Origin of the sequence: Pseudomonas sp. NC02, from assembly GCF_002874965.1 — a bacterium.
Classification (GTDB): Bacteria; Pseudomonadota; Gammaproteobacteria; order Pseudomonadales; family Pseudomonadaceae; genus Aquipseudomonas.
The window spans coordinates 1,020,533-1,032,469 of record NZ_CP025624.1 but is presented as its reverse complement, the minus strand read 5'-3'; the positions used below and the strand labels follow the sequence as shown (position 1 = coordinate 1,032,469).

The following is an 11,937-nucleotide window of genomic DNA, read 5'->3' as shown; positions in this document are numbered from 1 at the left end:
CTATAAAGGCCATCTGTAGGAGCGAGCTTGCTCGCGATGGTCGTTAACGATAACGCTGGCTTACGGGATAAAACGCGTTGTCCTCTGGTTCTTCGCGAGCAAGCTCGCTCCTACACGGTTATGTTTGGCCGAAGGCTTGTGTCATGATGATCCGACCGCAGGTTAGTCGTCCTCTTCCTATATGAATAGATCTTCCGCGTTGCTCCTTGCTTTTGTCTTTCTCAGCGGCTGCCAGGCCATGGCACCCGTGTCGCCGGACGGTACGCCGCCGGTAGAAGACAGCACCCCCGCCCCTGAAAAGCCCAAGGTTTATTCCTCGTTCAGTGAAGAGACGATCTTCAGCCTGCTGAGCGCGGAGCTGGCCGGCCAGCGCAATCGTTTCGACATTGCCCTGGATAACTACGTGACCCAGGCCATCAATACTCAGGATCCGGGGATTTCGGAGCGGGCGTTTCGCATCGCCGAGTACCTGGGCGCCGATCAGGCGGCCCTGGACTCCTCGCTGATCTGGGCGAAAAACGCCCCGGACGATCTCGAGGCACAACGGGCAGCGGCCATTCAACTGGCCCGCGCCGGGCGCTATGACGACTCCATGGTGTATATGGAGAAGGTCCTGCAGGGCAAGGGCGACACGCATTTCGACTTCCTCGCGCTGTCGGCCGCCGACACCGATCAGGACACCCGCAACGGCCTGATGAAGAGTTTCGACCGCCTGCTGCAAAAACACCCGAACAACAGCCAGCTGATTTTCGGCAAGGCGCTGTTGTTGCAACAGGATGATGAGCCCGAGGCTGCGCTGAAGCTGCTGGAGCAACACCCGCCGGAAGAGGGCGAGATCGCGCCGATCCTGCTGCGTGCCCGCCTGCTGCAAAACCTCAACCGCGGCAAGGAAGCGATTCCGCTGCTGGAAAAAAGCATCAAGAAGTACCCGGGCGACAAACGCCTGCTGCTGACCTATGCCCGCATGCTGGTTGAACAGGACCGCATGGAAGACGCCAAGGTGCAGTTCGCCAACCTCGTGCAGCAATACCCGGACGATGACGAATTGCGCTACTCCCTGGCGCTGGTGTGCCTGGAAGCCAAGGCCTGGGATGAGGCCAAGGGTTACCTGGAAGACCTGATCGCCCGCGAGAGCCACGTGGATTCGGCGCACCTGAACCTGGGCCGTATCGCTGAAGAGCGTAACGACCCGCAGGCTGCATTGCTTGAATACGCCCAGGTCGGCGCCGGCAATGACTACCTGCCTGCGCAACTGCGCCAGGCCGATATCCTGATGAACAACGGCCGTACCGACGAGGCGGAAAAACGCCTGGCTGCCGCACGGGATGCCGAACCGGACTACGCGATCCAGCTGTACCTGATCCAGGCCGAGACCCTGTCGGCCAACAAGCAGGGCGATCGCGCCTGGAAAATCCTCCAGCAAGCCTTGCTGCAATATCCGGACGACTTGAACCTGCTGTACACCCGCGCCATGCAGGCGGAAAAACGCAATGACCTGGCGCAGATGGAAAAAGACCTGCGCCTGATCATCAAGCGCGATCCGGACAATGCCATGGCACTGAACGCCCTGGGTTACACCTTGTCCGACCGTACAACGCGTTACGCCGAAGCCAAGGAGCTGATTGAAAAAGCTCACCAGCTCAACCCGGAAGACCCGGCCGTACTCGACAGCCTCGGCTGGGTGAATTACCGCCTGGGCAACCTGGACGAAGCCGAACGCTTGTTGCGCCAGGCGCTGGAGCGCTTCCCCGACCAGGAAGTCGCCGCACACCTGGGCGAAGTGCTCTGGGCCAATGGCAAGCAGCGTGAAGCGCGACAAATCTGGGAGAAGTTCCTCAAGGAACAGCCCGAAAGCCCAATCCTGCGCAGCACCATCAAGCGCCTGACCGGATCCGAGACCCTTTAACTTTATGTTTTTGCGCCACGTTATCGTTTTCAGCTTTATTGCCCTGCTTGCCGGCTGTTCCGGTCTTGGCACCCGTGAATCTGTCGAAGGCCCGGGCAACCCGGCGCAGTGGCAGCAGCACAAGGATCAACTGAGCAGCCTTGATGGCTGGCAGATCGAGGGCAAGGTGGGCATTCGCGCCCCGAAAGATTCGGGCAGCGGCACCTTGTTCTGGCTGCAACGCCAGGACTATTACGACATTCGCCTGTCTGGCCCGCTGGGCCGCGGTGCGGCACGCCTGACCGGCCGGCCGGGGCAAGTCAGCCTGGAAGTGGCCAATCAGGGCCGCTATGAAGCGCCAACGCCGGAAGCCCTGCTGGAAGAACAGATGGGCTGGAAACTCCCCGTATCGCACCTGGTGTGGTGGGTACGCGGTCTTCCTGCGCCAGACAGCAAGAGCCGCCTGAGCCTCAATGGCGACAGCCGCCTGGCTTCGCTGGAACAGGATGGCTGGCAGGTCGAATACCTGAGCTATGTGCAACAGAACGGTTACTGGCTGCCCGAGCGCATCAAGCTGCATGGCACCGACCTTGACGTCACGCTGGTGATCAAGGACTGGCAACCGCGCAAGCTGGGGCAGTGAGATGAACGAGCAACGCCTGACCCTGCCCTCCCCGGCCAAACTGAATTTGATGCTGCACATTCTCGGTCGCCGTGAAGACGGCTATCACGAGTTGCAGACGATTTTTCAATTTCTCGACTACGGCGATGAGCTGACCTTCGCCGTTCGCGATGACGGCGTGATCCAGTTGCACACCGAATTCGACGGCGTGCCTCACGACAGCAACCTGATTGTGAAGGCCGCGAAAAAACTCCAGGAACAATCCGGTTGCCCATTGGGCATCGACATCTGGATCGAAAAAATCCTGCCCATGGGCGGCGGCATCGGTGGCGGCAGCTCAAATGCCGCAACGACATTGCTCGGCCTGAATCACTTGTGGCAACTGGGTTGGGACCATGATCGCCTGGCGGCGCTGGGCCTGACACTGGGCGCGGACGTCCCGGTTTTCGTGCGTGGGCACGCCGCTTTTGCCGAAGGCGTGGGGGAGAAACTCACCCCTGTAGACCCCGAAGAGCCGTGGTATGTCGTGCTTGTTCCGCAAGTATCTGTAAGTACAGCAGAAATTTTTTCAGATCCACTGTTGACACGTAACTCTCCTCCCATTAAAGTGCGCCCCGTTCCCAAGGGAAACAGTCGAAATGACTGCTTACCGGTTGTAGCAAGGCGTTATCCAGATGTACGTAACGCTTTGAATTTGTTAGGTAATTTTACCGAAGCAAAATTAACCGGAACTGGAAGTTGTGTGTTTGGGGGCTTCCCAAGCAAAGCTGAAGCTGATAAAGTCTCGGCCCTTCTTACAGAGACCCTTACAGGGTTTGTAGCAAAGGGAAGCAACGTTTCGATGTTGCATCGCAAGCTGCAAAGTCTGCTCTAAAGGAACCGAGTACTGGGTACTCGTTGCAACAGATACAGGGGCGTCGCCAAGCGGTAAGGCAGCAGGTTTTGATCCTGCCATGCGTTGGTTCGAATCCAGCCGCCCCTGCCATTTTCTATACTCATCCAGGTTACCCTCAGCCTCTAGGTACTGCGCGTGTCCAAGATGATGGTCTTTACGGGGAATGCTAACCCCGATCTGGCTCGGCGTGTTGTACGTCAGCTGCATATCCCTCTCGGTGACATCTCTGTCGGTAAATTCTCCGACGGCGAAATTACAGCCGAGATCAATGAAAACGTCCGCGGTAAAGATGTCTTCATTATTCAGCCGACTTGCGCTCCGACCAACGATAACCTGATGGAACTCGTCGTGATGGCTGATGCCTTCCGCCGCTCCTCAGCGACTCGAATCACAGCTGTAATCCCTTACTTTGGTTATGCCCGTCAGGATCGCCGTCCGCGTTCCGCACGTGTGGCTATCAGCGCGAAAGTCGTTGCTGACATGCTGACCGTGGTAGGTATCGACCGTGTTCTCACGGTTGACCTGCACGCTGACCAAATCCAGGGGTTCTTCGATATTCCGGTAGATAACATCTACGGCTCCCCCGTCCTGGTGGATGACATCGAAGACCAGCGCTTTGAAAACCTGATGATCGTGTCCCCGGACATTGGTGGCGTCGTGCGTGCACGGGCTGTTGCCAAATCCCTGGGCGTGGATCTCGGGATCATCGACAAACGCCGCGAGAAAGCCAATCACTCTGAAGTGATGCATATCATCGGTGATGTCGAAGGGCGTACCTGTATTCTGGTTGATGACATGGTCGACACCGCCGGCACCCTGTGCCACGCGGCGAAAGCCTTGAAAGAGCACGGTGCAGCAAAAGTCTTCGCCTACTGCACACACCCTGTGCTGTCGGGCCGAGCGATCGAGAACATCGAGAACTCAATGCTGGACGAACTGGTGGTGACTAACACCATCCCGTTGTCCGCTGCCGCTCAAGCCTGTTCGCGTATCCGTCAACTGGATATCGCACCGGTAGTTGCCGAAGCGGTTCGCCGCATCAGCAACGAAGAATCGATCAGCGCGATGTTCCGTTAAGGGTCAAACCTTAGCAGCATCAACCTGACGAAAAGCGCCCCGCCCCAGCATTCTGTTGGGGCGGGGCTTTTTTGCCCATATCGCCTTTAGCGCTGGTCGCAAACGCTAGGGCGAATGTGGTTATTTTGGAGATACAACATGAACGATTTTACTTTGAATGCTGAACTGCGTTCCGACCTGGGGAAAGGTGCGAGCCGCCGCCTGCGTCGTCTCGCAAGCCTGGTTCCAGCTGTAGTTTACGGTGGCGAAAAAGCCCCTGAATCCATCAGCATGCTGGCTAAAGAAATCGCCAAACTGCTCGAAAACGACGCGGCTTACAGCCACATCATCGAGCTGAACGTTGGCGGCACCAAGCAGAACGTCATCATCAAGGCACTGCAACGTCACCCAGCTAAAGGCCACGTGCTGCACGCTGACTTCGTACGCGTAGTAGCTGGTCAGAAACTGACCGCTATCGTGCCTGTGCACTTTGTTGGTGAAGAAGCTCCGGTCAAGAAAGGCGGCGAAGTTTCGCACGTTATCGCCGAGATCGAAGTGACCTGCCTGCCGAAAGACCTGCCTGAGTTCATCGAAGTCGACCTGTCGGCTCTGGAAATCGGCGCAATCGTTCACCTGTCCGACCTCAAGGCTCCTAAAGGCGTTGAGTTCGTTGCACTGGCTCACGGTGACGACAAAGCTGTTGCAAACGTACACGCTCCACGCGTTGCACCAGAAGCTGAAGAAGGCGCTGCAGAGTAATTCACTCTGTAATGCCGGAGCTTGAGGAAACATCGCGGACCGGAACGTAGCGAGAAAGCGGGCGAGAATGCGAAGTTGGCCTCTAACGGTTAATGAGTTTTTGTCGTCCACTTTCGCCGCACCAACGGCGATGTTATCCACAACTCCAAAGGAAGGGCCCCTGTCGTGACTGCCATTAAACTGATCGTTGGCCTGGGAAATCCAGGCGCCGAATACGAACAGACCCGGCATAACGCGGGGGCCCTTTTTGTTGAGCGCATCGCCCACGCCCAAGGCGTCAATCTTGTGGCCGATCGCAAATATTTCGGCCTGACCGGACGCTTTTCGCATCAGGGTCAGGATGTTCGTCTGTTGATTCCCACCACCTACATGAACCGCAGCGGCCAGGCTGTCGCGGCGCTTGCGGGCTTCTTCCGGATCAAACCCGAAGAAATCCTGGTGGCCCATGACGAACTAGACCTGCCACCCGGCGTTGCCAAGCTCAAGCAAGGCGGCGGCCATGGCGGGCATAATGGCCTGCGCGACATCATCGCGCAGTTGGGCAATCAGAATACGTTCTACCGCTTGCGGCTTGGCATTGGCCACCCGGGCGTTGCCAGTATGGTTTCAAATTTCGTCCTGGGTCGTGCGCCACGCGCCGAACAGGAAAAACTCGATGCCAGCATCGATTTTGCCCTCGGCGTGCTGCCGGATATCTTCGCCGGTGAATGGAACCGTGCGATGAAAAACCTGCACAGCCAGAAGGCCTGACTCTTTACCCGAGGGGAAACACCATGGGATTCAATTGCGGCATCGTCGGCCTACCTAACGTCGGCAAGTCCACCCTGTTCAACGCCCTGACCAAATCCGGTATTGCGGCGGAGAACTTCCCCTTCTGCACCATCGAACCGAACACCGGTATCGTGCCGATGCCCGATACACGCCTGGACGCCCTGGCGGCCATCGTGAATCCAAAGCGCATCCTGCCGACCACCATGGAGTTCGTCGACATCGCGGGCCTGGTAGCCGGCGCGTCGAAAGGTGAAGGCCTGGGCAACAAGTTCCTCGCCAACATCCGCGAGACCGATGCCATCGCCCACGTGGTCCGCTGCTTCGAAGACGAGAACGTGATTCACGTCTCCAACAGCGTCGACCCGAAACGCGATATCGAGATCATCGACCTGGAACTGATCTTCGCCGACCTCGACAGCTGCGAGAAGCAACTGCAAAAGGTCACGCGTAACGCCAAGGGCGGCGACAAGGACTCAGTGGTCCAGAAAGCCTTGCTGGAGCAACTGATTGCCCACTTCACTCTGGGCAAGCCGGCACGCAGCCTGATGAAGAACATGAGCACCGACGAAAAGGCGGTGATCAAGGGCTTCCACCTGCTGACTACCAAGCCGGTGATGTACATCGCCAACGTGGCTGAAGACGGTTTCGAGAACAACCCGCTGCTCGACGTGGTCATGGCAATTGCCGAAGAAGAAGGCGCGATGGTTGTTCCAGTGTGCAACAAGATCGAAGCGGAAATCGCCGAGCTGGAAGACGGCGAAGAGAAAGACATGTTCCTCGAGGCCCTGGGCCTGGAAGAGCCTGGCCTGAACCGCGTGATCCGTGCCGGCTACGAAATGCTGCACCTGCAGACCTACTTCACCGCCGGTGTTGAAGAAGTACGCGCCTGGACCGTCAAGGTCGGTGCCACTGCCCCGCAAGCGGCTGGCGTGATCCACACCGACTTCGAAAAAGGCTTCATCCGCGCCGAAGTCATCGCCTACAACGACTTCATCCAGTTCAAGGGTGAAGCCGGTGCCAAGGAAGCCGGTAAATGGCGCCTGGAAGGCAAGGAATACATCGTCAAGGATGGCGACGTGATGCACTTCCGCTTCAACGTATAAGCTTTACCTGCGGCCTATGCCGCAAAACAAAAAGCCGATGCACTGCATCGGCTTTTTTGTGGGCGATGTTTGCAACTTTCCACAAAGATCGACTTTGAAATATCCCCTGACATCTTAATACGGCAAACATATAAAACAACCACAGCCCTCAATACGTAAAAATACGCCAATCCTCCCTGACACCCCCGAGTTTAAGATTATTCCGACCCATTATCAGGCAATCACGAGCGAGCGCCCACTTGATAATATTTAACTTAAGATTTTTTGGTTTTTCACACATCACAAACGTCTATTTCGCACTCTCCGACAGAATGACAAATCAGCTAAATTCCGTTCTACTTATCCATATCAGCAGGGAAGCCCCTCAGTAAAACAATGAGACACAATAGGAGCAACAGCGATATGTCGGCCTCCTATCAAAGCACGTTTGAAACGGATGATCCATTTACTGAATGCCCAACCATTGAAGCCACTATCAACAATACTGCGGCTTTAAACATCGACATACTTTTGCTGGGGGAAACCGGCACCGGTAAAGATACCCTGGCCCAACGCATCCATCGCTTATCGGGCCGGCGAGGCAACTTCGTCGCCGTCAACTGTGCTGCAATTCCCGAAAGCCTGGCGGAAAGCCAACTGTTCGGGGTCAACAGCGGCGCCTACACCGGTGCGATGCAATCACGGGCAGGCTTTGTCGAAGCCGCACACTTGGGTACTTTGTACCTCGACGAAATAGACAGCATGCCCCTCACCCTGCAAGCCAAACTGCTGAGGGTACTGGAGTCCCGGGGCGTTGAGCGATTGGGTTCTACCCGCTTTATCCCGGTGGACATGCGCGTTATCGCGTCCGCCCAGCATTCGCTGCACGAAATGGTCGAGCAAGGGTTGTTCAGGCGCGACCTGTATTTTCGCCTGAACGTAATCAGCATCAGCCTCCCTCCCCTGCGCGAACGTCGCGAGCAGATTATCCCCTTGTTCCTGAACATCGTCCGCCAGGAAGCCGAGTACTTTAAATACCCGATACCCCTGGCATCCAGCTCGCTGCTGCAACAATTGCTATGCCATTCCTGGCCGGGCAACGTCCGCGAACTGCGCTCGACAGCCAAGCGCTTTGTGTTGGATCTTCCGCCGCTTTCAGAGTCGATGAGGGACCATCAGGACATAGAGATGAACCTCAAGGCGCGGCTACAGCAAATCGAGAAATCGCTGATTGAAGAGTCGCTGCGCCGTCACGGCGGCAACGTGGATGGAGTAGCCGGGGAACTGGGGGTTGCCAAGCGCACGCTGTACTACAGGATGAAACAACTGGATATATCACTCGGCGGAACAGGTTAAACCCAGGACCAGCAGTTTTTTCTGGAACTGAAATCTTCATTTAACCACTCAAGGAAAGGCCATCTACATGATCAGCAACTTCGCCGATCGGGCCAGCCATGTGCTTGGCTCATATGCCTGACGGGCAATGATGGGTCTACGTTCGTGGTTAAGCATCAACGCATAAGCAAACAAAAATTTAAATCAAGCAACTCAGAGGTGATGTTATGAGCGAAATCGATAATAACAAGCCGGTTACTTCCAGCGTTTTCAGTGGAGGCGAAAATAAAGATATCGACGAGGCCAAAAAAAGAGAAATGCGTCGACTTAAAATAGAGGAGGTTCAAAACGAAATACTGACAAAAGAACTCGAAAACATAGGCAAACTAAGGTTTTAAACCTTTGCTTCCTCTATTAAACATAGAGGAAGCAACCCGTTTGCTAGCATGGCTCATGCTGAACAATCGAAAAAAACCAACATTACTCCCAAACCAACAAGAACGTTCCTAGCGTCTTGCCGGAGGTTTACATGCGCGTGCTCGCTGACGACTTCACAGAACGCCCGGTTTCACGAACGGTTGAATCGCGAGGTGTTGATACCTCTGCTTCCGACATGAATTTTTTCCAAGCCAGCCTGGTTGATCGCGCGTCTTCCCCGGGTAGCCAAAATTCAATAGTCGGTACGAACGCGCTATCCGAACAGTCTTCTCATTTAACGAGGCTATCAAAACGTGCGACCAAAGGTTTGCGTGACCTGAGCCTTAATAAAAAATCAACGGAAATGCATCAAATTGCCAAGTCACTTTCAGACGCCCATCGGGAGCTGTCCATGTCAGTCAAGGTCATCAGCAAAACCGTGCAATGTTGCGAGAAAATAACCAACCTTCAGTAGGTAAGTCATGCTCCGCTGGATCACCACCCCATTAGTTTTATCATTGGCATTGCTGCTGGCCGGTTGCGGTGAAAAAGTAGAACTCCATAGCCGACTGTCCGAACAGGAGGCTAATGAGGTTGTTGCAGAACTCGCGGATAAACAAATCCGGGCCCAAAAAGTGCCAGCCAAAGACGGCGTTGTTGTGCGCGTCAACGCGTCGGACATCAGCAGGGCGGTCCGGACGCTCGAGGCCGCTGGCCTGCCCAAACTGGCCCGGTCGACCCTGGGCGATATCTTCCGTAAAGAAGGCGTTATCTCAACACCGCTGGAAGAACGTGCCCGCTATATCTATGCATTGTCTCAGGAGCTGGAGGCAACCTTGTCGAACATCGACGGGGTCATCGTCGCTCGAGTTCATGTCGTGCTCCCCGAACGGATTGCCCCGGGTGAACCCGTACAACCGGCATCAGCCTCGGTGTTCATCAAACATGATCCACGACTTGAGCCTGATAATATCCGCCCCCGAGTACGCAGGATGGTGGCCAGCAGTATCCCCGGCATGGCAGCTGCTGTAGAAAACACTCAAAAATTAACCGTAGTGTTTGTCCCCGCCGCGGCGTATCTGGAGCAGCAACGTCTGACCTATTTTGGTCCGTTCCTGGTTCAGGATAACGATCTCGGTTTCTGGCGCATGAGTCTTACCGCATTCCTCATCATAATGACGCTTGCGGGGGCTGGCGCGTTTATCTGGCGCAAGCGGGGGGTGAATCAACAACACGACTCATCTGTCGTACCGGCTCATGCCTCACTAAACCCGTCTGTTCATGAGTAATCAGCTGGCGTGGGTTCGATGGTGGGCCCGCCCATGGGAAACGCCAGCGTGTGACTGGGAGGTCCTCAGCCCATATATCGCCTCGACCGATCTATGTCGCAGCCGGCATGAACGAGTGAGCACCGCACTGGCCATCACCCCCTGCCTGCCACCCTCACCCTCCCCTGCCTTGCTGCACCTGGTGCAAGCCTCCCCACCACAACGCGACCGCATGCTGACGCTGATCGGCAGTGTCTGCCAGCCTGTACGCGGCCACTTGCTGGAGGAGGATGAATACCTCTGGTGTCAGCGCCTTGCCAAAGCGCTCCCTGCGGACTCACGGGTACTGAACACAGACGATCCTCTGCAGTACCTGCGCGCCTGGGTTGAGCCTGCGGTATGGCAACGCCTACGACTTGGCTTTGCGAATCAACGGGTAGTCGACCTGGAGAAATATTCCAACCTGCCCGACCGTCATGGTCGGCTGGATACTCTGTGGCGAGCCGTCATCTGGCGAGCTACCGCCATCACGAATGATCACGCGTGGCCCTGATCAGGAGCAACCAACCTGCATGTTATGCCGACGTAAAATTGAGCTGAATAAAGGCCAGGACCTGCCACAAACCCTGATTGCCCGAGAGATGCTTATCGACTGTGCTCAGGCGGGCACATTACTTATTCGCGCCAAAGCCGAAGCGCGCGAACTACTACGCCAGGCCGAAGAGCAGCGCGAAATACTTTACGCAAATGCTTGCCGTGAGTTCTGGGAACGCGCCAACACTCAGTTGCAACGCTGGGAGATTGAACGCCAGGCTATCTGCGACAACATTGAACCCATTGCCGCCTCCATCACCAGCCTGGCCATTCGTAACCTGCTGGAGGAAACAGTCTCCCCCCAACGCCTGAGCGTCCTGCTAAAGCAATTACTGGCCACCCAGGTCCCGCGAATCGAAGCCACTTTGCTCTGCAATCCATTGGACCGTAAAAACGTAGACCAGTGGCTGAGCAGGCACAAAGACCTTCCCTGGACACTGCGCACCGAGGAGAACATCGCACCTCAAATGCTCATTCTGGAAACGCCCGAAGGTGGATTTCGGATCGACTGGGATTCGATGGTGGAAACCCTATGGAATTCCGGCACGTCGGGTTCAACCCAATAACACGCAGGGGCTGCGGTTCAACGAGCGCTGATGTTTAACGAAATACCCGTGGAACTGGAATCACGCGTCGAGCCACACAGAACGTAACATCCTCTGGAGCAAAACCAATGAGCTTTGATTATCGCCTGCAAGCGAATCTCTACAGGCAACTGGAAAATTCGCAAAAGCGCTTTGAAAAGATAGAACGCGATGGATTGAACAACGACGAAGCCCTGGCGGCAATGAATGACGAAAAAGTCTTCCTCGCGGCCACGTTATCAGCCAGTTCCACCTACACCAATTACATGAGCGAAACAGCCAAGACCGTTATCGAAGGCATACAGTGAGTGGAAGCGTTACTCGGTCGTTGGTTGAGTAGCAGCGAACCGCTGATCACGTTGTTTGAAGATAATGACGAAATCAAGGTGCGGCGCGACCAACAAGCTTTTTTGATCAGTGTTCAACTGACCCACCATCGGGTCGACAAAAGAGCCTTGGAGGCGTGGATGCGCCTCGGACTGGAAAGTCTGAGGCATTTCCAGGGTGCCTTGGCGCAGGAAGCAATGACTGGTCATCTTTGGCTGCTTCAAAAACTCCCTGGCGACTGTGCCCTGCCCCACCTGCTTGGCAAACTCGAAACCCTGCTGAACCAGCGTGATACCTGGCGGGGCATTGTTGCGCACCTTGCCAGCCCAGCCCGGAAACTTA

General features: G+C 55.8%; 15 protein-coding genes and 1 tRNA gene. 15 read left to right on the top strand and 1 reads right to left on the bottom strand.

Features of this window, described 5'->3' with window-relative positions; all coding sequences use genetic code 11:
• The first annotated feature begins 181 nt into the window (after positions 1-181).
• From C0058_RS04645 to C0058_RS04585, 15 genes are all read left to right on the top strand, one after another.
• Positions 182-1,906, top strand: a complete 1,725-nt coding sequence (locus C0058_RS04645) for a tetratricopeptide repeat protein (protein ID WP_008432263.1) — start codon at positions 182-184, stop codon at positions 1,904-1,906.
• A gap of 4 nt (positions 1,907-1,910) precedes the next feature.
• Complete coding sequence (gene lolB, locus C0058_RS04640; protein WP_008432261.1) at positions 1,911-2,528, top strand: lipoprotein insertase outer membrane protein LolB; 618 nt, start codon at positions 1,911-1,913, stop codon at positions 2,526-2,528.
• 1 nt (position 2,529) lies between these two features.
• Positions 2,530-3,381: a 4-(cytidine 5'-diphospho)-2-C-methyl-D-erythritol kinase gene (ispE, locus tag C0058_RS04635; protein ID WP_003208395.1), complete on the top strand. Its 852-nt coding sequence runs from the start codon at positions 2,530-2,532 to the stop codon at positions 3,379-3,381.
• 36 nt (positions 3,382-3,417) lie between these two features.
• Positions 3,418-3,492 (top strand) — tRNA-Gln (locus tag C0058_RS04630).
• 45 nt (positions 3,493-3,537) lie between these two features.
• Positions 3,538-4,479, top strand: coding sequence for a ribose-phosphate pyrophosphokinase (locus tag C0058_RS04625; RefSeq protein ID WP_003208392.1), 942 nt, complete (start codon positions 3,538-3,540; stop codon positions 4,477-4,479).
• A gap of 138 nt (positions 4,480-4,617) precedes the next feature.
• On the top strand, positions 4,618-5,217 hold the full coding sequence (locus C0058_RS04620) for a 50S ribosomal protein L25/general stress protein Ctc (protein ID WP_003208391.1): 600 nt from the start codon (positions 4,618-4,620) through the stop codon (positions 5,215-5,217).
• Positions 5,218-5,382: 165 nt separating this feature from the next.
• Positions 5,383-5,967, top strand: a complete 585-nt coding sequence (gene pth / locus C0058_RS04615; RefSeq protein ID WP_003208389.1) for an aminoacyl-tRNA hydrolase — start codon at positions 5,383-5,385, stop codon at positions 5,965-5,967.
• Positions 5,968-5,990: 23 nt separating this feature from the next.
• A complete protein-coding gene (gene ychF, locus C0058_RS04610; protein WP_102368126.1) occupies positions 5,991-7,091 on the top strand; it encodes a redox-regulated ATPase YchF in 1,101 nt (366 codons plus the stop codon).
• A gap of 402 nt (positions 7,092-7,493) precedes the next feature.
• On the top strand, positions 7,494-8,426 hold the full coding sequence (locus C0058_RS04605) for a sigma 54-interacting transcriptional regulator (protein WP_102368125.1): 933 nt from the start codon (positions 7,494-7,496) through the stop codon (positions 8,424-8,426).
• A 206-nt stretch (positions 8,427-8,632) separates the two neighbouring features.
• Positions 8,633-8,803, top strand: a complete 171-nt coding sequence (locus tag C0058_RS32560; RefSeq protein ID WP_158660273.1) for a hypothetical protein — start codon at positions 8,633-8,635, stop codon at positions 8,801-8,803.
• 131 nt (positions 8,804-8,934) lie between these two features.
• A complete protein-coding gene (locus C0058_RS32555; protein ID WP_158660272.1) occupies positions 8,935-9,297 on the top strand; it encodes a hypothetical protein in 363 nt (120 codons plus the stop codon).
• A 7-nt stretch (positions 9,298-9,304) separates the two neighbouring features.
• Positions 9,305-10,111 carry a type III secretion system inner membrane ring lipoprotein SctJ gene (sctJ, locus tag C0058_RS04600; RefSeq protein ID WP_102368124.1) on the top strand — a complete coding sequence of 269 codons (807 nt, stop codon included), beginning with the start codon at positions 9,305-9,307 and terminating at the stop codon, positions 10,109-10,111.
• Positions 10,112-10,322: 211 nt separating this feature from the next.
• Positions 10,323-10,643 carry a type III secretion protein gene (locus C0058_RS04595; RefSeq protein ID WP_256579558.1) on the top strand — a complete coding sequence of 107 codons (321 nt, stop codon included), beginning with the start codon at positions 10,323-10,325 and terminating at the stop codon, positions 10,641-10,643.
• A gap of 19 nt (positions 10,644-10,662) precedes the next feature.
• Positions 10,663-11,250, top strand: a complete 588-nt coding sequence (sctL, locus tag C0058_RS04590; RefSeq protein WP_102368122.1) for a type III secretion system stator protein SctL — start codon at positions 10,663-10,665, stop codon at positions 11,248-11,250.
• A gap of 107 nt (positions 11,251-11,357) precedes the next feature.
• Entirely contained in the window at positions 11,358-11,576 is a 219-nt protein-coding gene (locus C0058_RS04585) for a hypothetical protein (protein WP_003208375.1), read from the top strand.
• A 9-nt stretch (positions 11,577-11,585) separates the two neighbouring features.
• On the opposite strand, the gene C0058_RS04580 is transcribed toward C0058_RS04585, so the two are convergent.
• Positions 11,586-11,912, bottom strand: coding sequence for a hypothetical protein (locus C0058_RS04580; RefSeq protein ID WP_173406097.1), 327 nt, complete (start codon positions 11,910-11,912; stop codon positions 11,586-11,588).
• Positions 11,913-11,937: the final 25 nt, after the last annotated feature.